This window comes from Rhizobium sp. K102 (genome assembly GCF_022385315.1).
Lineage (GTDB): Bacteria > Pseudomonadota > Alphaproteobacteria > Rhizobiales > Rhizobiaceae > Rhizobium > Rhizobium croatiense.
The window spans coordinates 821,917-844,271 of the sequence record NZ_CP092436.1 but is presented as its reverse complement, the minus strand read 5'-3'; the positions used below and the strand labels follow the sequence as shown (position 1 = coordinate 844,271).

The 22,355-nt window shown below is 63.1% G+C and carries 22 protein-coding genes and 1 riboswitch; of the genes, 10 read left to right on the top strand and 12 right to left on the bottom strand.

Translation table 11 applies throughout. The annotated features are described in order from the left end of the window. Positions 1-10: 10 nt before the first annotated feature. Both MHI61_RS09995 and MHI61_RS09990 read right to left on the bottom strand, forming a co-directional pair. Complete coding sequence (locus tag MHI61_RS09995; RefSeq protein ID WP_239791872.1) at positions 11-976, bottom strand: ABC transporter substrate-binding protein; 966 nt, start codon at positions 974-976, stop codon at positions 11-13. A 151-nt stretch (positions 977-1,127) separates the two neighbouring features. After that, positions 1,128-2,222 (bottom strand): adenylate/guanylate cyclase domain-containing protein, encoded by a 1,095-nt coding sequence (locus tag MHI61_RS09990; protein ID WP_239791871.1) that lies wholly within the window; start codon positions 2,220-2,222, stop codon positions 1,128-1,130. A 180-nt stretch (positions 2,223-2,402) separates the two neighbouring features. On the opposite strand from MHI61_RS09990, the gene MHI61_RS09985 reads away from it, so the two are divergent. Beyond that, the gene (locus MHI61_RS09985; protein WP_010004126.1) at positions 2,403-2,627 is read left to right on the top strand and encodes a hypothetical protein; all 225 of its coding nucleotides are present in this window, start codon (positions 2,403-2,405) and stop codon (positions 2,625-2,627) included. Between the two features lie 79 nt (positions 2,628-2,706). Here MHI61_RS09985 and MHI61_RS09980 read toward each other — a convergent pair whose 3' ends face one another. After that, a complete protein-coding gene (locus MHI61_RS09980) occupies positions 2,707-3,027 on the bottom strand; it encodes a hypothetical protein (RefSeq protein ID WP_239791870.1) in 321 nt (106 codons plus the stop codon). A 184-nt stretch (positions 3,028-3,211) separates the two neighbouring features. Continuing rightward, on the bottom strand, positions 3,212-3,658 hold the full coding sequence (locus MHI61_RS09975) for an SRPBCC family protein (protein ID WP_239791869.1): 447 nt from the start codon (positions 3,656-3,658) through the stop codon (positions 3,212-3,214). A 507-nt stretch (positions 3,659-4,165) separates the two neighbouring features. Beyond that, a riboswitch (FMN riboswitch) is annotated at positions 4,166-4,310 on the top strand. Positions 4,311-4,390: 80 nt separating this feature from the next. Between MHI61_RS09975 and MHI61_RS09970 the strand changes: the two genes are divergently transcribed. Next, positions 4,391-4,825, top strand: coding sequence for a 6,7-dimethyl-8-ribityllumazine synthase (locus tag MHI61_RS09970; RefSeq protein WP_239791868.1), 435 nt, complete (start codon positions 4,391-4,393; stop codon positions 4,823-4,825). Between the two features lie 39 nt (positions 4,826-4,864). Here the strand turns inward: MHI61_RS09970 and MHI61_RS09965 are convergent, their stop codons facing one another. After that, complete coding sequence (locus tag MHI61_RS09965) at positions 4,865-5,641, bottom strand: DUF1194 domain-containing protein (RefSeq protein ID WP_239791867.1); 777 nt, start codon at positions 5,639-5,641, stop codon at positions 4,865-4,867. Between the two features lie 105 nt (positions 5,642-5,746). After that, on the bottom strand, positions 5,747-6,649 hold the full coding sequence (locus tag MHI61_RS09960; RefSeq protein WP_239791866.1) for a LysR family transcriptional regulator: 903 nt from the start codon (positions 6,647-6,649) through the stop codon (positions 5,747-5,749). A 187-nt stretch (positions 6,650-6,836) separates the two neighbouring features. Here MHI61_RS09960 and MHI61_RS09955 point away from each other — a divergent pair, with 187 nt between their 5' ends. Beyond that, positions 6,837-7,562 (top strand): SDR family oxidoreductase, encoded by a 726-nt coding sequence (locus MHI61_RS09955; protein ID WP_010029620.1) that lies wholly within the window; start codon positions 6,837-6,839, stop codon positions 7,560-7,562. Beyond that, positions 7,556-8,044 (top strand): RidA family protein, encoded by a 489-nt coding sequence (locus tag MHI61_RS09950; RefSeq protein WP_239791865.1) that lies wholly within the window; start codon positions 7,556-7,558, stop codon positions 8,042-8,044. Before MHI61_RS09955 ends, MHI61_RS09950 begins: the two co-directional genes overlap by 7 nt. Positions 8,045-8,098: 54 nt before the next feature. Here the strand turns inward: MHI61_RS09950 and MHI61_RS09945 are convergent, their stop codons facing one another. Further along, the gene (locus tag MHI61_RS09945; RefSeq protein ID WP_097578919.1) at positions 8,099-8,638 is read right to left on the bottom strand and encodes a Pycsar system effector family protein; all 540 of its coding nucleotides are present in this window, start codon (positions 8,636-8,638) and stop codon (positions 8,099-8,101) included. A gap of 130 nt (positions 8,639-8,768) precedes the next feature. Here MHI61_RS09945 and MHI61_RS09940 point away from each other — a divergent pair, with 130 nt between their 5' ends. Continuing rightward, entirely contained in the window at positions 8,769-12,551 is a 3,783-nt protein-coding gene (locus MHI61_RS09940) for a FecR domain-containing protein (RefSeq protein ID WP_239791864.1), read from the top strand. Next, positions 12,551-14,533: an adenylate/guanylate cyclase domain-containing protein gene (locus MHI61_RS09935; RefSeq protein WP_239791863.1), complete on the top strand. Its 1,983-nt coding sequence runs from the start codon at positions 12,551-12,553 to the stop codon at positions 14,531-14,533. The genes MHI61_RS09940 and MHI61_RS09935 overlap by 1 nt, the downstream gene beginning before the upstream one ends. 232 nt (positions 14,534-14,765) lie before the next feature. Here MHI61_RS09935 and MHI61_RS09930 read toward each other — a convergent pair whose 3' ends face one another. Next, positions 14,766-15,347, bottom strand: a complete 582-nt coding sequence (locus MHI61_RS09930; protein ID WP_239791862.1) for a TetR/AcrR family transcriptional regulator — start codon at positions 15,345-15,347, stop codon at positions 14,766-14,768. A 139-nt stretch (positions 15,348-15,486) separates the two neighbouring features. Between MHI61_RS09930 and MHI61_RS09925 the strand changes: the two genes are divergently transcribed. Both MHI61_RS09925 and MHI61_RS09920 read left to right on the top strand, forming a co-directional pair. After that, a complete protein-coding gene (locus tag MHI61_RS09925; RefSeq protein WP_239791861.1) occupies positions 15,487-16,044 on the top strand; it encodes a DUF308 domain-containing protein in 558 nt (185 codons plus the stop codon). 160 nt (positions 16,045-16,204) lie between these two features. Then, complete coding sequence (locus MHI61_RS09920) at positions 16,205-17,185, top strand: SDR family oxidoreductase (protein WP_239791860.1); 981 nt, start codon at positions 16,205-16,207, stop codon at positions 17,183-17,185. A 331-nt stretch (positions 17,186-17,516) separates the two neighbouring features. Here MHI61_RS09920 and MHI61_RS09915 read toward each other — a convergent pair whose 3' ends face one another. Further along, positions 17,517-18,269 (bottom strand): nucleotidyltransferase domain-containing protein, encoded by a 753-nt coding sequence (locus MHI61_RS09915; RefSeq protein ID WP_239792819.1) that lies wholly within the window; start codon positions 18,267-18,269, stop codon positions 17,517-17,519. 270 nt (positions 18,270-18,539) lie between these two features. On the opposite strand from MHI61_RS09915, the gene MHI61_RS09910 reads away from it, so the two are divergent. Together MHI61_RS09910 and MHI61_RS09905 are read left to right on the top strand one after the other, a co-directional pair. Next, positions 18,540-19,235 carry a fumarylacetoacetate hydrolase family protein gene (locus MHI61_RS09910; RefSeq protein WP_239791859.1) on the top strand — a complete coding sequence of 232 codons (696 nt, stop codon included), beginning with the start codon at positions 18,540-18,542 and terminating at the stop codon, positions 19,233-19,235. Positions 19,236-19,247: 12 nt separating this feature from the next. After that, positions 19,248-19,778, top strand: a complete 531-nt coding sequence (locus MHI61_RS09905) for a gamma carbonic anhydrase family protein (RefSeq protein ID WP_239791858.1) — start codon at positions 19,248-19,250, stop codon at positions 19,776-19,778. 128 nt (positions 19,779-19,906) lie between these two features. On the opposite strand, the gene MHI61_RS09900 is transcribed toward MHI61_RS09905, so the two are convergent. The 3 genes from MHI61_RS09900 to MHI61_RS09890 all read right to left on the bottom strand — a co-directional run bounded on the left by MHI61_RS09900 (position 19,907) and on the right by MHI61_RS09890 (position 22,182). After that, positions 19,907-20,614 (bottom strand): isoprenylcysteine carboxylmethyltransferase family protein, encoded by a 708-nt coding sequence (locus MHI61_RS09900; RefSeq protein WP_239791857.1) that lies wholly within the window; start codon positions 20,612-20,614, stop codon positions 19,907-19,909. 222 nt (positions 20,615-20,836) lie between these two features. Beyond that, positions 20,837-21,238, bottom strand: a complete 402-nt coding sequence (locus tag MHI61_RS09895) for a hypothetical protein (protein ID WP_097578911.1) — start codon at positions 21,236-21,238, stop codon at positions 20,837-20,839. Between the two features lie 371 nt (positions 21,239-21,609). Continuing rightward, positions 21,610-22,182 carry a transglutaminase-like cysteine peptidase gene (locus MHI61_RS09890; protein WP_239791856.1) on the bottom strand — a complete coding sequence of 191 codons (573 nt, stop codon included), beginning with the start codon at positions 22,180-22,182 and terminating at the stop codon, positions 21,610-21,612. Positions 22,183-22,355: the final 173 nt, after the last annotated feature.

Genomic DNA, 22,355 nt, shown 5'->3' with positions numbered 1-22,355 from the left:
TGTCCCCGGCTTAGTTCTGCAGTTCGGCCGGGATCAGCTTGGCGGCTTCCGCCTTGACGTCGACGGCCGGGAACGTGTCGGGATAGAGATAGTGCGCGGCCTCGCGCAGCACGATTTCGCGGGCGATCGGGCCATTGGTCTCGACCCACTGATCCCCGACATAGAAGACCCTGTTGTTCTTGACCGCCGACAGCTGCGACCAGATCGGATTGCCTTCATGCGGGCGATCCGGGCCGGAATCGTAGACGAAGATCACCTCCGGGTCCTTCTCCAGCATGGTTTCGAGGCTGAGGTCGATACCGAACTCGCCGCCCTGGGTCTTCGGGCCGGGAACATTGTCGCCGCCGATCGCAGCGACGATCGAGGCCGAGGTATTTTCCGTGTGGAAGGCGAAAGGTGTCGCACCGCCCCACATGATCAGGAAGCGCGGATGCTTGTCCTTCGGCGCCTTGGCGGCGAATTCCGCCAGATGCTTGCGGAAATCGGCGTTCAGCTGCTCGCCGCGCTCGGGCTTGCCGAGCAGCTTGGAAAGGGCGGCGGTTTCGCTGTAGCTCTCTTCGAGCAGCTCCATATTATAGGCGACGTAAGGCGCGATGTTCTGCAGCTGCGCCGCATTGCCGACCGTATAGCGACGGATCGCGATGATCAGATCCGGCTTGGCTTCGGAGAGAAGCTCGAGATTGGGCTTGGCGCGCTGGCCGATCTGCTTCATCCCGGCGGTCAGGCCAAGCAGGAACTCCGGCTCGCGGCCTGCCGTCATATAGGTGCTGGCGACCGGCTTGATGCCGAGTGCAAGCGCGACATCGTCGGCGAAATAGGAAATCGAGGCAACGCGCTTCGGCTGCGCCGGGACTTCGACGGTCACGCCGCGATCATCGACGATCGAGACCTTCTTGTCCTCGGCCTGAGCGACTCCGGCCAACAGCATTGCAGACGTCCCCAGCACGGAGAAAAATTTGCGCATATATCGAGTCATGTTTGCCCCCATTCGATGTGGGCACAGGCTTTAGCCAAAAAAGGGGAGTTTCACAATCATGATTCTTGCTTGAGTTTCACGAAGCGGAGAACGCCACGGCCGGGAATAACCGCCGCATCTGCTGCGCCTTTCGGCAGCATCAGCGCTGAGGTCAATCCCCAGGCAGGGTAAAGACCGCACAAGGATTGGCGATGCCGCGCAAAGCGTGTTCTCCGAGTGGCACGAGCGCCGTTGTCGTGTTCGCCGCCACCGCCCCGGAGATCAGCACGCTGCGGCCGAGCGGCTTGCAGAGCCCCTCGAGCCGGCTGACAAGATTGACGGCAGGGCCGATGGCGGTGAAATCCAGCCGGTCGGCCGCACCGATATTGCCCCACAGGATTTCGCCGAAATGCAGCGCGGCGCCGAAAGGCAGCGGCGCCAGCCCCTGCCCCCGGCGAACCTGTTCGAGATGGGCCATGCCGGCGCGGCTGGCGGCGACGGCCCGCAGCGCCGCCTCGCACGCATCGCGGTCCCCTTGCGCCATATCCGCCGCAGGCGTGACGGGGAAGATCGCCAGCACGCCGTCGCCGATGAATTTCAGCACCTCGCCGCCGAAGGCGTGCACGGCGCCGGCGACGCGGTCGAACCAGGCATCGAGCGTTGCGATCATGGCGTGCGGCTCCGTCACCTCGGAGAGTGCGGTAAAGTCGCGCAGGTCGGCGCAGAGAAGCGCCGCGCGGATCGTTTCTCCGGTGCCGCGGGCAAGTGCCCCGGCCTGGACCCGCGCCGCGCTGCGCCGGCCGAGATAGGCCTCGAGCAGGGCTGACCGCGCTTCCCGCGCCGCGAGTGCCGCAAGCGGTGCTGCGACAAACCGCGCCACCTCGCGCAGACGGTCCGCCTCGGCCGCGCCGAAAGCGTCCACCCCTGCTCCATTGCCGATGCCCGCCCAGCCAAGCACCGGGCTGTCCGGTGACGGGCCGATTTGCTGCTCCCATACCGGCCCGAGCCCGGCCAGCCACTCGCGGCCGGCCTCGACGGGCGGGGCTGCAGCGAAAGCGAGTGCCTCGATAACGGCCCCGGTCTCAGCCCGCCAGAGCCAGGTGCGCCGCGCGATGATCGGATGCGGTACCGAAAGCGTCAGCGCGCCGCCGGCAAGCGGCAGACCATCGGAAAGCAGCCGGCGGCCGAGCTCGGCGAGGAACCGTTCGGGACCGGGCGCGGCAGCGGCCTCGTCAACCAGCCAGGCAAGGGAGGAAGGCAGATCCATGACTCAGGATGACATCGCCCGGAGGCGTCCGCAAGCGGACGGTTCCGCGCCGGCGGCTCTTGCCAAAAACAGTGTCGAAAATCCGTCACTGCGGTGGAAAACGCAAAAATAACACTTTAAACTTGCGCTGCTTTGATTCCACTATAATGTCGGGTCATCATCCGCGATTGAGGGGTTGCGATGGGCACGACATTCTGGCCGAAAGATCCGCTGGACGGAAACGACATGACGTTGCTGACGTCGATCCTGCGGCGTTGGTGCGCGCGCTATGGAATCGAGTTTACGGCGGACGAAAGCCGTCTGAAGGCGAAGGAACTCGTCGAATGGTTTGAGTTCGGCGTCAAGGATCCGGCCGAACTCGAAGAGCTGATCGACGGCAAGCACTGGCTTGTCAGCCGGATCTGACCTGAGCGCAATTGCAGTTTCCAAAAGAAAAGGCCGGGCGAACATCGCGCCGGCCTTCCGTCAGCCTCATGCCGAGGCTTTAGTAGTCGTCCCGCCAGCGGCGTTCGCGATCCCAGCGGCGTTCATGGCGCCAGCGCGGGCCGTCCCAGTCGCGGTGGCGGCGCTCCCAGCCCCAGCGGGGTGGACCACCATAGAAAGCCACCGGCGGCGGGCGTCGCCAGTTGCGGCGGCATTCGCCCCAGCGGGTCAGGTGCCAGCCGCGGCCGCAGGCGTAGTCGACATTCGTGACGTCGCTTGTGACCTTGCTCTCGACATTGATTGTCCCCATCGGCATCGCCTGCGCGGAGCCGATCGAAAGGCTGCCAGCGAGCAAGGCAGCCGCGATAGATAGTGCCTTCATCGAAAACTCCATTTCATCCAGCCGTACCCACTTTAGGGCCGCCAAATTGAACTGGAGATGAACCGGGCATTCATGTTTGCAGGTGAAAAAACCTTGCTTTTTGACGGCCGGTCGGAGCGCCGGCCGGCCGTTTTTCCCGCGGCGCCAAGCGCTTGAGAAGCGCCCCACGCCCGCGAAAAATCGTTCATGTCCTGCCGTAAAAAGGATCCGGCCCCGGATCACGCCCGGCGGCGACCGTGGTGAGTTGCCCCAGATAATGCTCCCAGCCCTCGGCATGGCCGGCGCACTGCTCCTCGCTCGGCAGGCCGCTATGGGTGAGTCGCAGAAGCGTCCCATTCGGCTGCTCGATCAGGTCGATCTCGACCAGGCTGGAGCCTGGCGGCACGACCTCGCTGCCATCCCATCCGAAGCTGTAGGCAAGCCGATGCACCGGCACGACCTCGCGAAACGAGCCTCGCGCAAAGCGGGCGCCGGTGACGTTGACGAGATAGAGCCCGCCCGGTTCCGGCTCGATCTCGGCCTCCGTTCCCATCCATCGCAAAATCTTCTCCGGATCCGTCATCAGCGCAAACACCGCAGCCGGCGGCGCCGCAATATGCGCCTCACGGCGCACGACAAAAGACTCTGGCATGCCTCCCTCCCATGATGGTCACGGCCAGCCCCGCCTCATGCGGGACGGCGCGTCATGCTATTTCGAATTGAGTGTGCTGATGGAAGCATGTAGGCGCAGGCGTGCGCGCAGCAAGGGCTTCGCTTGACGGTGGCGCGTCGCGGCTCCTCGCATTTATCCAGCATCGGCGTCAGCCTCGCCCTTCGATGCCTCTGAGGAGCGCCCCACCTCTCGGCCCTCATTCCTGTGCCTGTCACAGGAATCCAGCCACGGCGCGTCCGCGCCGTGAACAACTCTCTTGAAAGGACTGAGTCACTCGCGCCCAAGGACTTGGGCGCACTGGATGACGAGCACAGGGATGAGTGAAGTCGGAGAGGCGTGCTCACTCCACTTCCAGCCTCATCAGCCTTGCATACCCCAACGTCTTCATGCTGAGACGCGCAGCCCGAAAAGGCGAAGCCTCGAAGCCACCCCGCCCACCAAACCAATTCCCCTATTGCCAGCCCGCCGCCTTGTCCCTATTGTCCGCGCCGTTCTCAGGGCGGGGTGGAAGTCCCTACCGGCGGTATGCAGTTTCAATTGCGAGCCCGCGAGCGCCTTCTCTAGGGAAGGGTCAGCAGATCAGGTGAGATGCCTGGGCCGACGGTCATAGTCCGGATGAAAGAGAACGTGCGTTCCTGCTGCCCTCGCCGGCAGCCGGTAAACGCTCGTGATCGCCTTGGGTGACGTGTCTGTACGCCAAAGGAGATTACCATGACACCCACCCGTTATGCCTTCGTCAAAGCCGGCTGGCACGCCGATATCGTCGATCGTGCGCTCGAAGGTTTCCAGCAGCTCATTCCAGCTGAGCAGATCGACGTGTTCGACGTTCCCGGCGCATTCGAAATGCCGCTGCTGTCGCGCGATCTTGCGGCGACCGGGCGCTATGGCGCTGTCATCGCCGCCGCCTTCGTCGTCGATGGCGGGATCTACCGTCACGAATTCGTCGCCCAGGCCGTCGTCGATGGCCTGATGCGCGCCGGCATGGATACCGGCGTTCCGGTTCTGTCGGTTTCGCTGACCCCGCACAATTACCAGGAAACCGAGCATCACACGCAGATCTACCGCGCGCACTTCGTCGAGAAGGGCCGCGAGGCGGCCCGCGCCGCCCTCATGATCGGCAAAACGCGCGCCACTCTCGCGGCGTAAACCTCCGCATCGAGGCGGCGGCAACGCCTGCCGCCTCTCTCACCGGTCAAACATATCCCGCCACTGCTTCTCCCCGATCAAGCAGTCCGTTGCCGGCTCCGCGCCGGCGATCGGCTGCACCGTCGCCGGCAGAGACAAGCCGCTGATCTCCATCACCAGCTTGCGGCGCACGGCGACGGCGAAGTCCTCGATCTTGCGGACCGGCAGCACGAAGGCGCCGGGGCCGCCGATGACGCAGTCGGCATAATATTTGTCGAGCCCATCGGGCGCATCGGAAGGCCGCAGCATGAGGGCGAGGCCGTTGATGACCATGCCCGATGCCACCGCCTTGTCGCGGACGGGCGTGACGGGATTGCCGGAATTGTTCGGGCCGTCGCCGGAGACATCGATTACTTCCCGCCTGCCCCGGAAGGGGCTGGCGATGATCATGCTGACGCCCTGGGCAATCGCGGTGGAGATCGAGGTGCGCCGCTGCGTGCCGATCGGCCGGGCGTCGAGCTTGTCGGCAAAGGCGATCGCATCCTGCTCCGTCGCGATCACCTGCCAGTCGATCACCGAACCCTGGACGACATAGCCCGCCCATTCAAAGTAACTGATGGCGATGCGGCCGGTGAGCCCGCCCTTCACCGCATCGATGAATTCCTTGTGTTTCAGCGCCTCGACATAACCGTCGCGCTGGATGCCGATCTCTTCGAAATCCATCGACCGCGAGGTGTCGACGGCAAGCACCAGCGTGACGTCGACCTCGTTTGCCGCAGCCTGTGCCGTCGGCACGACACCGGAAAGACCCATGAGCACCGCAAGTGACGTCAGCATCGGCAGATCCCCGCGCCATTCCCAAGCCGGGCGACTCTAGCACAGCTTGGCCGCCGCCGAACGCGCCGCCGCGCGTTGGGCTTCAATTTTCGGTGATGGCACCCCTCAATGCAACGGCAGCCACAAAGGACTTTTCCATGCCTTCAGCGCGTCGAGGAAGACCTGCAGGCGCAGGGGCAGGAAGCGGCGCGTGGGATAGACGGCGTGCACGAAGATTTCAGGCGACGACCAGTCCGGCAGCAGGCGGATGAGCGCGCCTCTTCGGATCTGCTCGTCGCAATAGGTCGAAGGCAGGAGACCAATGCCGTGGCCATGATAGGTGAAGGCGCTGACCGCATCGAAATCGCGGCTCGATGCCGGCCCCGACACGCGCACGTCGGCCGATTTGCGGCCGCTGACGAGATGCCATTCCGCTTCGCCGTTGCGCCCGTTCAGGAGCACGCACCGATGGTCCTTGAGATCTTCGGGCTTCGTGGGAAGCGCCCTGTCCCTGAGATAGTCGGGCGCGGCGACCAGATAGCGCACGCTCTTGCCGAGCCGCTGCGCGACGATGGTGGAATCCTTGAGTTCGCCGAAGCGGATGCCGAGATCGATATTCTCCGCGACCAGATCGAGGAACAGGTTAGTGACGAAAAGATCGACTTGGATCTCGGGATAGGCCTTTAGGAAATCGGAGATGAATTCGTAGAAGACCTCTTGGCCCAAGATGACCGGCACCGAGATCTTCAGCAGGCCTTCCGGCTTTCTCTGCGTTTCAGTCAGCGCCTGCTCGGCGTCGATGAGATGAGCAAGCGGCTCGCTGCATCTGTCGTAATAGGCCCGGCCCTGCCCGGTGAGGCTGAGCTTGCGGGTCGTGCGCTGGATCAGCGTCACGCCGAGCTGCTCTTCGAGCGACGTCACCTTCCGACTGACGGTCGAAACAGGCATGCCGAGCGAATGGGCGGCGCGGCTGAAGCTGCCATATTGCGCCACCTTCACGAAGACGGCGATGTCGTTGAGATCGGCCATGTCGGCATTTTTGCACTGATGCAAAAGAGAATCCAGATATTTCCATCTAATCGAGCAATGAGGTTTTCGCCATATTCACCTTGCGAAAACAACCAACAACCCGATGGCGGCGCGATCGCGGCGGCCCCATCTCGAGCGACCCACCTTGCCAGGCCCGCGTTGCCCGAACCAGATTATGGAGTTCAACATGACCAAGCAAAGGACTGTCATCGTCACCGGCGCCTCCCAGGGTATCGGAGCAGGGCTCGTCAACGCCTTCGTCGAGCGCGGCTATAACGTTGTTGCCACCTCGCGTCAGGTCAGCGCTTCGGATGCCTTCCAGGCTTCCGACAGGCTGGCGCTGGTCGACGGCGACATCGGCGATCCCGAAACAGCGGCCCGCGTCGCCAAGACCGCAATCGACCGGTTCGGTTCGATCGACGCGCTCGTCAACAATGCCGGCATCTTCTTCACCAAGCCGTTCGTCGATTACACGATGACCGACTTCCGTAAGCTCTCGTCGACCAATCTCGAAGGTTTCCTGCACCTGACGCAGCGGGTCATCAGGCAGATGCTCGCCCAGAAGACGGGCGGCAGCGTCGTCAGCATCACCACGCCGCTGATCGACCATCCGATCGCCGGCATGCCCGCTTCCGTGGCGATGATGACCAAGGGCGGCATCGACGCGATTTCGAAGAACCTTGCGATGGAGTATGCAAGCGAGGGAATCCGCGTCAACACGGTCGCCCCCGGCGTCGTCGACACGCCCCTTCACAAGGACAATCCGAAGGAGTTCCTGAGGACGCTGTCGCCGATGACAGGCATTTCGAATGTCGATGAAATCGTCGACGCGGTGGTCTTCCTCACTGAAGCTCCGCGCGTCACCGGGGAGGTGCTGCACGTCGATGGCGGCGCACATCTGGGCAAATGGTAAACCATGAGAAAGCGCAGGCAGCCGGCGCGGAACGGCGGCTGCAGGAACTCGGCATCACCCTTCCCCCGCCGCCGACACCCTTTGGGGCCTATGTCGAGGCGACGAGAACAGGCAATCTGGTCTTCTTCAGCGGCATGCTGCCGGTTGTCGGCCACGAGCCCCGCTATATCGGCCGTCTCGGCGGCGCGCTGACATCGGAAGACGGCCGCAAGGCAGCCGAGACGGCGACGCTGAGCGCGCTTTCCGCCGCCAGGGATTATCTCGGCTCGCTGGATAGCGTCGTGAGGGTCGTGAAGCTCGGCGTCTATATCGCCACCGAAGGCGATTTCCGCGACCACCCCAGGGTCGCCGACGGCGCGTCCGAGTTGCTGCTTGCGGTCTTCGGCGAGGAAAAGCTCTCCGGCCGCGTCGTCCTCGGCGTCGCCAGCCTGCCCCTCGGCATGCCGGTCGAGATCGAGCTCGTTATCGAAGTCGAGGATTGAATGAGCGGGGCGCGCGTCTCAGCGCGCGCCCCGCATTCTTGCCTTCGCTTGCGCTCAGCCTGCCGCCAACAGCAGCACATAGGCAATGACGCTCACCATCAACCCGCGAAAGGCGAAGGTGACGCAGCGATATTTGCTGCGGGCGATGCAGGAAAGAATTTCGGCGTTTTCGAGATACTGATCGAAAAGATAGCGCTCGTCGCGCCGCAAGGCCGCCTCGAAGAACAGATCGCGGTGCTTGGGCCAGGCGCCCCAGAAGAGCGAGGTCGACGTGCCCAGACGACGGGGCAGCACGACGAGAATGGCTGAGAGGATGGAGAAGACCGAGGCTGCGGCAAGCAGGCCCGAGAACAGAATGCTTCCCGGCGCGCCCCCGATATAACGGCCCAGGCTGAAGACTGCCCTCACCTCGCTGGAGCTGACCAAAAAGGCGAGCATGAAAGTAAAGATATAGGCGGCCTTCTGGTCGGATATCTTGATCTGGTCATAAAATATGTCGTTGATTTTCTTGATATGATCGAAATACTCGGTGCTGACATCTCCGCTCGACGGCCTGCTCAGCATAACCTCCGTGACATTTTCGAAATCGCTCACCTGAATACTCCATCCCCTAAAGTGTTTCCCTGATATTACACTTTGCGACGAAAGCAAGAACACGTGTGCAACGTGCTTGACTTTTTCACTCCGCAAAGACAAAGGGGAAGCGGGGTGTGGGGTCGAGGTCATGCGGGGTTATTCCAATAACATCTGTCGCATCGGGGTGGCGCTGGCGTTTGCCGTGCCCGGTTTCGGGCTGCCGGCGGTGGCCGATCCCATGCAGCGTGCAACCCCGGTCGCAGGCTCCGTCATCGCCCGCAAGACCGGCGAGGAGGTCCGCTTCATCGACGTGTCGGACTGGCGCAGCGTCGACATCAACCAGGATCTTCTGACCGGCGACGTGCTGCGCACCAATGCCAACGGCCAGCTCGCCATCGTCTTTTCCGATCACACCCAGGTCCGACTCGGCCGCAATTCCTCGCTGCAGGTCAAGAAGATGGCCGCGAGCGGCGATACGGTGCTCGAGCTTCAGGCCGGCACCATCTGGGCCCGCGCCCAGCGCGGCGGCCAGGGCCTGACGGTCGAGACCCCCGCGGCCGCAGCCGCCATCCGCGGCACCGACTGGACGATGACCGTCGAGGGCGCCAAAACCTCGATGATCGTGCTCGAAGGCCGCGTGGCGCTCTCCAACCCGCAGGGCAGCGTCGAGGTGAGCGAGGGCGAAGGGGCGGTCGCCACCATCGGCCAGGCGCCGCACAAGATCATCAGCGTTAATCCCGATGACCGCGAACAGATGCTCTTCTATCTCGACCTGCGCGACGGCTTCGATCTGATGCCGACGTCGCCGCTGCGGGCCGACCGTATGGCCACCGAGCGCCGCCGCCTGCTGGCGCTGCCGCCGGAGCGGCGCACGACCGAGGACTGGTTGGACCTTGCCGAAGTGCAGAGCGCCTTCGACGGCCGCCAGGCTGCGGCCGCAACCTTGCAGAATATCCGCGGCCGCAAGCTGACGGTCGCCCAGCAGGCGCGCGTCGACCTGATCGACGCCACCATCGCCGGCTCGGAGAAGCGCTACGGCGACGCCGCCAGGCTCTTCCAGAAGGCTTTGCCGCATCTCGACCCGTCACGCCGCAATATGGCGCAATATGGCGGCTATTTCGCCCGCTCGCTCGCCGATCCCGCCCATGCCGAACAGCCGCCGGTTAACACCACCGGCCCCTATGGCGCAATCATGGAGGCCTATACGACAGGCTTCCTGAAAGACCCGCGCGCAGCGATCGAGATCATCAGGAAGGCGGAACAGCGCTATCCCGACGATCCGACCCTGCCGGCGGTCCGCGCCGAGCTGGCCCAGCTCACCGATGACCGCGAGCAGATGAAGCAAGCGATAGAACGCTCGCTGGCGCTCGATCCCGATCATCCGATGGCGCTCTCCGCCCGGGCGAGCTACAAGGCGGTGTATGAGAGCGACATCAACGGCGCGCTTGCAGACCTGAATCGCGCTATCGAGCTTGCCCCCGGTGGGTCAAGCACGCTGAATTCGCTCGGCCTGCTGCAAAGCTCGCGCGATGCCAATGGCGAAGCGGAAAAGGCCTTCAAGAAGGCGATCGACCTCGATCCGCAGGATCCGCTGCTGCACGCCAACCTGGCAATCCTCTATCTCGACCAGGGGCGGATGAAGGAAGCCAAACGCGAGATCGACACGTCAATCGCGCTCGATCCGTCATTCGACATCGCCCTTCTCGCACGGGGCCGCTATCACCTGCAAACCGGCGAACGCGACAAGGCGCTGCAAGACCTGCTTGCCGCCAGCACCGCCAACCCGGCGCATTCGCAATCCCAGCTGATGCTCGCCGCCGCTCATTATGAAAAAGGCGACCGCATTCCTTCGCAGCAGGCGCTCGACAATGCCGACCGGCTCGATAAGAACGATCCCGTCATTTCCGCCTTCCGCACCGCTGTCGATATCGACGATTACGACGCCGACGGCGCGATCCGCAACGCGCAGGAATACCTGCGCCGCTCGCGCGCTCGCGGCGGCAATTACAGCGGCCTCGGCGCCAATGCGAGCGCCGGTTCGACGCTCAACAACGCCTTCCGCCTGCAGGGCCTTGATGCCTGGGGCCGTTATTACGGCGATGCCGCCTTCGACCCCTTCAAAGGCGCCGGTTATATCGACCAGTCGATCAAGGGCAGCATCTTTCCCTTCGTCAACGCGACGAGCTTCAGCGACGACAATATCATCCAGAACCGTGGCAACGCGTCGAGCTACTCGTCTTTCATCCAGGGTCTGCTGCTTTCTCCGCACATGCTGTCGGGCCGTTCGCGCTCGGCTACGCTGTTCGACGTACCCTTCATCGAAGGCTCGCTCGGCGGCGGCATCAACAGCGTCGACGGCCATACCAGACGCATCGGCGAAGCCGATATCCAGGGCTATTCCAACGAGACGATCCCGCTCAGCTTCTATGCCAACCTCAACTGGGAGGAGATTGCCCACGACGGCAACTATACGGATTTCGGAGGCTTCTCCACCGACAACAAAATCCTTGGCGGCAACGGCTATCTCACCGCGACGATCACGCCGGACGATCGCGTCGTCGCTTATGTCAACAGCGGCCGACGCGATTATAACCTCGATACTTTGAGCGAGAACTCTCAGCTGTCGACTTTTTTGAACGACGGGTTGTTCCGACCCATTTTCGGCCCCGGCGGTCTCGCGGCACCTGACGAATTGCCGCTCTACCTGAACCGGCGCGATATCAGTACGACAACCAATGCCGGCATCGGCTGGAGCCACACATTCGGCTACGAAAACGTAATGAACGCCGCACTGCTCTATTCCGCGGCAAGGACGAAGACGACGACAGACCTGCAATTCGACTGGGAGAGGGTGCCGATCCTCGGTGGTCCAGGCACCGACATTCGCCCCTTCGGCCAAACCATCGAGGATCTGAGTTCGAAGACCTATGTCGCAGCCCTCAACCACAACATCGGCACCGGGCCGTTGACCTTCCGATACGGCATCGAGGGCGGCTGGATCGACGCTCGCAACAGCAGCTACTTCAATCTCGAAGAAATCTTTCCCGTTCTCCTGCCGGGGGTTACTCTCGGCCCGACTGAAGCCGAAAATCGTGTCGACATCGCCCGCGCCTACATCGACGTGCTGCACGAGATCACGCCTGATCTGAAGGCCGAATATGCGCTGTTCGGCACGCAGATGAGCGGTGGCAGCATCGATGTCAACCGGCTCGAGCCGCGCGTCGGCCTTGCTTGGTCGCCCGTCGAGAACCACTGGCTGCGCGCCGCTTTCATGCGCCAGAGCGTCGATACCGGCGTTCCCACCCTCGCCCCAATCGGCATTCTCGGCCTGCAGCCGAACCAGTTCGCGGTCGGCATCGACGGCTATACTGATACTGTCGCGTTGCAATGGGATGCCGAATGGACCGACCGCTTCTTCACCTCGGTCGAATATCAGCACCAGGACTTGCATGATTTCTCGATCGACCTGCCGCTGATCTCGCTGCCCTCTTCGGATAGTCTGCCGCTGTCGCGCGGCAGCCTTGATCGCGCCGCCATCACCGCCAATGTTGCGCTCGGCAACGGTTTCGGCCTTTCGGCCACCTACGCCTACATGGATTCGGAAAACAAGGATCCGGGGACCTTCAATTACGGTGGCTCCCTGCCCTATATCCCGAAGAATTCCGGCCAGATTGCGCTGACCTGGGTCAACGAGGCCAAGGTCAAGGCGACGGTGGCGGCAAATTACATCGGCGAGCGCGACGGCGACGATCTCGGCACCAAGCTCGACGACTATTGGAGCCTCGACGCCCACTTGGTCTGGGAGCCCTTCGACAAGCGCATCGAGCTCGAGGCTGCCGCCTATAATCTGCTCGACGAAGAGTTCGAGATCACGCCCGGCGTGCCCGGCTGGGGCCGCGCCTTCAAGGGCACGCTCAAAGTCCGCTTCTGATGCGGACGGAGCACAAGCCGCGGCAGGCCGGGCTGGACGGCGGCCAGGCCGGAAGCCGCCGCCTCCGGCTGCTTGTGCTGTCGCTGACCGTGCTGATCGCCATCTCGCTGCTGTCGCGCCTGCCCGCCTGGTCGCTGCTGGAGCTCAGAAGCTTCGACTATCTCTCGACGTTCGACGATCCGCGTCCGCCGGAGGGCGGACCCGTCATCGTCGCCATCGACGAGCCCTCGCTCGCCGATATCAACGCGCAATGGCCCTGGCCGCGCAGCCTGCATGCCGAGCTCATCAGCCAGCTGCGTGCAGCCGGCGCCCGCGTTATCGGCCTCGACATCATCATGGCCGAACCCTCGAACCCCGGCAATGACGCGGCGATCGCCAAGGCCGTCGGTCCCGACGTCGTGCTTGCCGGCGACGAAACGCTGATCGAGACGCCCCAGGCCTCGCAGCTGATCCGCGCCACGCCGCTGCCGGCGCTGACCGAAGCGGGTGCCGTGACCGGCATCGCCTCGATCGATCTCAGCGGCGACGGCATCTTCCGCCGCATTCCGGGCTATGAGGACGGCTTTGCCGCCATGCTGGCCAAGGCCTCGGGCGCGGAGGAGGCGGAGATCCTGCCGGCCGGCCGGCTGATCCAGTCCTTCGGACCGGCCCGCAGCTACCCCACGGTCTCCTATTACCAGGCGCTCGACCCTGAGAACCTGCTGCCGCCGGGTTATTTCAAGGACCGCGTCGTCCTCGTCGGGCTCAGCCTGCAGAATGCGCCTGAAATCGACAAGGGCGGCGTCGACGCCTTCGCGACACCCTATACGGTTCACACCGGCAAGCTCGTCTCCGGCGTCGAAATCCAGGCGACGATTTACGACAATATCCGCTACGGCCTGTCGATCGCGGAAGCGCGCCTGCCGGCGGTCGCCGCCTGCATCCTGATCGCCGTGCTGCTGGCCGCCGTCACTGTCTGGCGCTCGACCGGATGGCTCACGATCGTCACCAGCGCGGCCGCCCTCCTCGCCTTCGTGGCCGTCAGCTTCGCCGGCATCCGGCTTGGCCATGTCTTCGTTTCGCCGCTCGGGCCGACGGTCGCCTATATCGCGGTCGCCTTCGGCCAGGCCGCCTTCGATTTTGCCGAGGAGCGCCGCAACAAGCGCCAGATCACTCGCGCCTTCGCCCAATATATTTCGCCCGATCTCGTCAGGCGCCTGTCGAACGATCCCTCGCAGCTGAAGCTCGGCGGCGAACGGCGCACGCTCTCGGTGCTGTTCTCAGACGTACGAGGCTTCACCACCATCGCCGAGACGCTGAAGGACGATCCGGAACAGCTGACCGGCCTGATCAACCGGCTGCTGACACCGCTGTCCGATGTGGTCATGGATCACGGTGGCACGATCGACAAATATATGGGCGACTGCATTATGGCCTTCTGGAATGCACCGCTCGACGATCCCGACCACGCGCTCCACGCCGTGCGCGCCTCGCTCGCCATGCAGGCGGCGATCTCGCGGCTGAACGGCCAGCTGGAGCGGGAGGCGGCCGCACTCGGCCGCAAGCCGCACGTCCTGAAGATGGGTGTCGGCATCAACACCGGCGAATGCATCGTCGGCAATATGGGCTCGACCCGCCGCTTCGACTATTCCTGCCTCGGCGACAGCGTCAACCTCGCCTCGCGCCTAGAAGGCGCCTCGAAGAATTACGGCGTGGCGCTGCTGCTCGGCGAGGAAACCGCAAGGCTGGTGGCCGCCAACTACACCGTCGTCGAACTCGACCGCATCATCGTCAAAGGCCGCACCGTCCCCTCGCCCATCTTCACGGTGGTGCACAAGGCCGGCGCCCAAGCGCTTGCCGCGCATGAGGCGTTTATCGAGGCGAAATATGCCGGGAGACTGGCACCACCCGATGCGGTCTTCGACAAACTGGCTGCTGACATACCCGAGCTTGCCTCCTACTACGCGATCGTGCGGGATGCACTGACAGAAGGCGGGGAATGACGGCGCAGCATTTCTCGCCACATGAGTTGGGCGCGGCACCCTCCAACGCTGCTCATCCTGAGGTGCGGAGGCCATAGGCCGAAGCCTCGAAGGACACGCCGCAACATAGCGCCTTGCATCCATCAATCCGCAGCACACCCGCCTCATCCTTCGAGGCCCCTGCATAGGCGCCCCAGGATGAGGCTCTCTCTTGAGCGTTGGTGGCATCCTCCAGATTGGCGGGAGGAGACCGTTATGTAACCCGCAGCCTCGCAATCTCAGGTCCAACCACCGCGATAAACAGCCCGGGATCGCCGAGAGCCCTTGCCGACAGCATGGCCCCATGAACCGAGGCCATCAGCATTTGCGCCTGCTCTTCCGGCCGCCTGTCCAGCCGGAACAGGCCCTGCTCGACGCCGACCTGCAGCACCGAGGTCAGCCATGCCGCCAGATTTCGGAAATGGGCGCGCACGCGCAATGCCACCTCATCGGGCAGCATCTGCATTTCGCTGGCGAGCATGGCGCAGACGCAGAAGGGTTGCGAAGCGTTCTCGATGCAGGAACGCCAGTAGTCGATGTAGAACTGCAGCTGGTCGGCAGGGCTTGCGGCCTGCTCGCGCAGCGACTGCAACCCTGCCGCAGCCTGCTTGGTGTAGCGATCCACCAGCACCGCGACCAGCTCGGCCTTGGCAGGAAAATGATGGTGGATGCTCGCCTTGCGGATGCCGATCGCATCCGAGATATCGGCATAGCTGAAGCCGTTGTAGCCGCCCGCCACGATGAGCGACTGGGCGATATCGAGGATCTTGTCCGATGTCGAAGCAATTGATTTCATAGTGTCGCCTACCTTCTGGTAGGTAGCTTGTCAAGCCTTGGCGCTTGGCTCCTCCCTTCACAAGAAGGTGTTCGCTGATTGCATTGACTCAACATTCCTGCCTTCCTACTAGTAGGTAGATAACACGAGGAACCTCCGCATGCAAACTCAATCTTTCAACCAGTCGAACTGGCTGCGATCCTACTATTTCACCCGCGCCGCATTCTCGGTCATCTGGATTGCCGCCGCCCTTGCCTTTGCCGGGCGGCCGGGCGCCGCGGCCTTCCTGCTGGTGATCTATCCCTTGTGGGATGCGCTCGCCAATCTGATCGACGCCCGGGTCAATGGCGGCCTTCGCTCCAACCCGTCCCAGGCGTTGAACGTGGCGGTCAGCACGGTCACGGCGCTCGCCGTCATCATCGCGCTTGGCATGAGCACCTATGCCGTCCTCGCCGTCTTCGGGGCCTGGGCGATCCTCTCGGGCCTGTTGCAGCTCTATACCGGCGTGAGGCGCTGGCGCACCGAGGGCGCCCAATGGGTGATGATCCTGAGCGGCGCGCAGTCCGCCCTTGCCGGCGGCTTCATGATCGGCCGATCGCTCGGCACCGCCATCCCAACGATCCTCGATATCGTGCCTTACGCAGGGTTCGGTGCATTCTACTTCCTGCTCTCCTCGATCTGGCTTGCAGTCGCAGCCTATCGCAAGGCGCATGCATAGGCGCGATCACGCCCCTGCGGCGGCAAACTCGCCGCCGCAGGGGGTCGCATCGGCCCATTCAAGATCCCGGCGATGCAGCAGATTTGCGGGAGACGATGACATTCTTTCGCGCTATGAAGGGTGATCATAGTCCCCGCCCCCAGACCCCGAGGTCACTCCCATGGCTTTGAAAGTTCTCTTCATTGGCGGCACCGGCCAGATTTCCTACCCTTGCGTCGAACGCGCCCTTGCCGCGGGCCACAATGTCAGCGTCTACAATCGCGGCTTGAGAGATGCCGCCCTGCCCGCCGGTGTCACCTCGATCGTCGGCGAATTGGGATCGAGCGCCTACGCCGATCACGCCAGGGCCGGATATGATGTCGTCTGCCAGTTCATCGCCTTCACGCCCGATCAGGTCGCCCGCGATATCGAGGTCTTCTCGGGCAATTGCGACCAGTACATCTTCATCTCTTCGGCCTCCGTCTATGAAAAGCCGCCGCGTCACTACGTAATCACGGAGGAGACGCCGGCGATCAATCCCTACTGGCCCTACAGCCAGGCCAAGATCGCCTGCGAGGAGCTGCTGAAGACGTCCGGCAACCTCGCCTGGACGATCGTCCGCCCCAGCCACACCGTCCGCACCGGCCTGCCGATCATGATGGCCGACAGCGATATCATGGCAAGGCGCATGCTGGACGGCGAGCCCATCATCGTGGCCGGCGACGGCCACACGCCCTGGACGCTCACCCGCTCGGTCGATTTCGCCGTGCCTTTCGTCGGCCTGTTCGGCAAGCAGGCGGCGCTGAACGAGATTTTCCACATCACCTCCGACCGCGCGCACATCTGGGACGATATCCAGAAGACGATCGCAAGGCTGCTCGGCGTCGAGGCAAAGATCGTCCACGTGCCGACGGACACGCTGATCCGCTATAACGAGGAGTGGGTCGGCCCGCTCCTGGGCGACAAGGCCTGGACTGCCATCTTCGACAATGCGAAGGTCAAACGCGTGGCGGGCGACTTCACCTGCGCCGAAAGCCTCGACGAAATCCTCGCCGACTCGATCATGCACCTCAAGCAACGCCTGGCCAAAAACCGCCCGCCGAAGGGCGAACTCGATGCCCTGATCGACAGGATTTGTGCGGAGCAAGGCGCCCTTGGTTAGAGATGGCGACAGTCGGGTCGCCTCGCCAGGGATCCGGCTTTAGATGCTCTGTCCTTGCCGGAATGCGAGATATTGTCCGTCCGCCGAACGCAAAGGGCATTCTCCGACGCCCTCCTTGGGCGCGGCATCCCCCAAGGTTCCTCATCCTGAGGTGCGCAGGCCAAAGGCCGGAGCCTCGAAGGACACGCGCCGACGCTGCTCCTTGCATCCATCACCCCAGCGCATCCGCCTCGCCCTTCGAGGACCCTGCGGGGCACCTCAGGATGAGGCTCGTGGACGCAAGCGCCTTGCAACGCCTGCGGACGAGAACAATGCCGCCGCTTCCTCATCCCTATTCCGGCCGCCGCGCCTCCAGCGGGGCCTCCTGCCTGAAGCCGTCGAGACAGCGGCCGCCGTGCAAGGCGAGCTCGCTGTCGGCCAATGCCAGCAGCCCACTGCCGTCACCCTGCGCCGCCAGCCTGAACGCGGCATCGAACTCGGCTGCGAGCCGTGCATCGAGCTTCCTGATGAGACGCGGCGCCCACTTGCCACGGCCGGTCCATGTGCCGCGCCCAAGCAGGATCAGGTCGGCAAGTCTCGGGTAGAGGAGCGCGGCGACGGCGGTGATTTCTTCCGGCGGGCGGTCGCCGCGCAGGTCATCGGTGAGATCAGAGACATGATAGCGCAGCATGTCGTAACCCGCGCCGGCAAGCGGTTTCGGCCCTGCGGCGAGCACATCCGCCGCCTTTGCCTGGATCAGGCGCGCACGCTCGGCATCCGGCCCAACGATGCTGCCCGTCGCAACCATGTTGACCATGACGGGACAGCCGCTCTCCGCGTCCTGGTGGAGATAATGCGCCAGTGTTTCAGGATCATGGACGAAGGCCTCGACAGGAAAACCTTCTTCGGTAAAGGACTCCCGCCAGGCTCTTTCCAGCGACGGAAACACCACGACTAGGTCGATATCCGAGAAGGCGGTGCCCTCGCCGCGCATGATGGAGCCGGAGACATAGGCAAAGGCGGCCCCGGCATAGCGGCTGGCAAGGGCGCGGCGGGCGACGGCAAGCGCCCGCTCGGCAAGAATCTGTTTCTTCACATCCACGATCTCGTCCTCGAATGCGGGAGGCGAGCGGGCAAACAAAAACCCGCTCGTTTCCGGCGGGTTGGGTTTCGGCAGCAATGAACGGAATTCAGTTCACGCGTCTGCACCCACCGCCGAGGCGGTGGTCGTAGACGTCGAAACAGCAAACATCCTGTTCATGGCGGCGAGGATATCGCCCGGCGGCGATAGCGTCAATGCGCCGAGAATGCTTCCCCGGCGCGCCGTTTTCCGTTTAAGATGAGGATAAGACTCGCCAAAAGGAAGAGCCCGCCCATGTCCGATTCCGCCACCGTCATTCCGCTTCCCGCCCCTGTTCTGCTGCCGGTCGACGGCAGCGACGAGCGCTTTCCGGTGCGCCGCGTCTATTGCGTCGGCCGCAATTATGCCGACCATGCGATCGAGATGGGCCATGATCCCAGCCGCGAGCCGCCCTTCTTCTTCCAGAAGAACGCCGACAACCTGCTGCCGGCCGGGCAGGCCTTTCCCTATCCGCCACTCTCGAACGACGTGCATTACGAAGTCGAAAGCGTGCTGGCGCTGAAATCGGGCGGCGCAAACATCGAAGCCGGCCGAGCGCTCGACTGCATCTACGGCTATGCCGTCGGCATCGATTTCACCCGCCGCGATCTTCAGGGTGAGGCAAAGAAGCTCGGCCGCCCCTGGGAACTGGCCAAGGCCTTCGAATATTCCGCGCCCGTCTCGGCGATCGTGCCGGCCAGCCGCATCGGCCATCCCGGCGAAGGCCGGATCTGGCTGGAGCAGAACGGCAAGCGCGTCCAGGACGGCAATCTCAACCAGATGATCTGGAAGGTGCCGGAGATCATCGCCGAACTCTCGAAACTCTTCGTGCTGGCGCCCGGCGATGTCATCATGACCGGCACGCCAGCCGGCGTCGGCGCAGTCGCAAAGGGCGACCGCATCACCTGCGGCATCGACGGCGTCGCAACGCTGTCGGTCGAGGTCGTCTGAGAGGAGCTTTCCATGCCTGTCTACGCGCTTGGCGGACTGACGCCGAAACTGCCGCCCGCCGGCCTTCACTGGATCGCCCCGGACGCCCATGTCATCGGCGATATCGAACTCGGCGAGAATGTCGGCGTCTGGTTCGGCTCGGTGCTGCGCGGCGACAACGAGAAGATCACCATCGGCGCCGGCACCAACGTCCAGGAAGGCGTGATGGCCCATACCGACATGGGCTTTCCGCTGACGACGGGAGAGAGCTGCACCATCGGCCACCACGCTATCCTGCACGGCTGCTCGCTCGGCGACAACGTGCTCATCGGTATGGGCGCGACCATCCTCAACGGCGCCAAGATCGGCAATAACTGCCTGGTCGGCGCCAATGCGCTGGTCACCGAAGGCAAGGAGTTTCCCGACAACTCGCTGATCGTCGGCGCCCCGGCCCGTGTCGTGCGGGTGCTCGATGAAGCGGCGGTGGAAGCCATTCGTCGCTCGGCTGAGAATTATGTGAAGAATTGGCAGCGTTTTGCGCGGGATCTGAAGCAGACCGGGTGATCGGCGGGCTGGTGGCCGCCCTCGCCCTTCGAGGCCCCTACGGGGCACCTCAGGATGAGGTCGGAGAGAGGTGGCGCTTTGCCTTCCTGAGAACAATCGCGGGCCGGCAACCGCTGGCGCCGTCCCCCTCACCAGACACCGGGAACCCACCTCCAGCGTACCCGATCCATATACTCCTCGTACCCCTCGAGCCCACGGCGCAACTCCATTTCCTCCCCCAGCGTCCGGCCGAACAGCACAACGACCAGCAGCCCCACCGGGATCAGCGCATAGAGCGAGCCGAGCGACAGCGCCATGCCTGCGCCGAGCACGGTGGCAAAAGCATATCCGGGATGGCGGATGACGGCATAGGGTCCGGTGTCGATCACCTTGTGGTCGCGATCGGTCTGGATGCGCACCGTCGGCTCGAAATGCCGGTTGACCGATTGCGCCCAGGTCAGGCCGAGATAGCCAACGATCATCAGGATATAGCCGGCGAGCACGACCCAATCGGGTTGCGGCGCCCAATGGAAACGCCCGTCGTCGAACGCCCCGACCGGAAGAATGGCGGCAAAGAGTATCATCGTCAGCGTCGCCACCACCGCATCCCAGCGCTTGGTGCCCCTCTGATATCGGTTGCGCGCCGCAAACAGCTCGGGATTCGTCCGCCAGATCCAGACGATCGCAATTGCTGTCAGCGCAAGAAAAAGGCCGAGGAAGATCCAGCCGCGCGGCCAATCAAGCGTGCCGGCCGGCCAGAAGAGTGCGGCAAACATCACCGCGACGGTTATAGCCAGCGATCCGATCGGTGGCGCGGCCACCAATGACCGGCCGGGTCGATTGTCCTTTTGCGTCATGACCATTCCTAGCATCATCGGGCCAAGCGCCCGCGACTGCCGACAGCGGCCGCTAAAATCTGCCTACCCTACGCGGAATTTAGGAGGCGAAGCGCGCGCAACAACCCGATGGCGACGCAGCCGGTGAAAGTCGACGCCGATCGCAGCGCCACCTCTGCAATCAGCGGGCGCGTGGTCCGCAGCTGCCGTCGCGGCAATGGGGAATATCGCTGAAAAACTGCCTTATTCGGCCGCTTCCATGAACTGGCTCGCTCCCGACGAGGCGGCGAGCGCCCGAACCCTGGCTTCGGTCTTGGCGATCAATTGATAGAATTCGTCCTGCGCTTCGACATCCAGTTGAATGACCGCATTGACATCATCGGGCGTATCGCAAACACAGGCGACCGCCGAAATGGGACAGATGCCACCGGGGTAACGCTTGCCGGTCCCCGTATATGCGCGACGGCCCCAACGCTCGGAATAGACCGTCTCCTCGCGATCGAGGTGGAGGATCGTTCCCTTGCAGGCGGTCACAATGGCCGCCTTGCCGTAAGCGAACCAATGATAGTTCAGCCTGCGGAGAATATATTTGCCAGTGATGTCTTCGCCAGCCAATTCGGCAGGGTCTTCTATCATTCTGATCATGACGACGTCCTCAACGTCTCGGCAATATCGTTCAAGTCTTGTTATTCAGCAAGTCGAAAAACGCTGCTTTTGGAGGCACTTAGTCACAAAGTGTTTCCGATTCTTACATCACGCCCGTTCAACGCCGATCTTCACGCGCACAATTCTTCGTCGAATTTACCGCGACCTGCACCCGTTTCGCCTTCGCCGCGGTCGTAGCGATGTGCTTCTCCACTCAGGTTCGATATGTCTCGATAACGGCCCGTAAGCCGCGCCGGTCTCCGCCAATCGGCAGATCGAAGAGACCGCAGGATGGCGCAGGAGATGGGGCCAGTTCCCAGGCGAGCGAGCCGGATCGCCAGGCATCTTGGCGTTTGCACAACACGCCCGGTTCAGGAGAATTCGCCGGCGCGCGGACCGGCAAGCGTCACCCGCCAGCCGGTTCGCGACTGAAAATCCTGGGTGGCTAAGAACGTATAGCCCGTCGTGCGCCAGAGCCTGACAGCGCTGGACAGATTGTCGAGCACGTAATCGCCACCGTCTATGCGAGCAATAAGCACGACGTGATTTTGATCATCCGGGCCGATGACCACCGAAAGCGCCAGCCTGTTTGACGGAAAACCGGCGTCGATCAGGTCCTTCATCTTCTGGAGGGCATAGTCCTCACAGTCGCCCCGGCCGGCAACCGGGAGAGACCAGACATCCCCGTGGGAAGACGGACGATCTTCCACGGGAATGATGCGTCCATTGACAGCCCGGTTGACCTTTTGAAGCAGCGCTATGCCTGCCGCGTCGTGCAGTTGTTGCGCCGCCGCCCTGCCGCACAGCCACTTATACTTGGCGCAGGCGGCCGCGAATCCCACAGGCGCGCCGATACTTCTCGTCACAGGCAAGGAGGATCCGGCAACAGCCTGAAAAGGCACAAGAAAGGATAAAATGACAGCAAGCGAAAAGAGACGCTTCATAGCTGATTCCCCTTATTTCACCTTTACAGTAACACGGCCAGGGTAAAAATTTATTAAAGTTTTATACTTGTGAATTTAACCGTAATATCTAATGTAGACAGCTTAACTATCTTTTATTCTTCACGTTAATTGATCGTTAGTATAGAAGGTCTCCCAGTTAACATTCGGTTAAC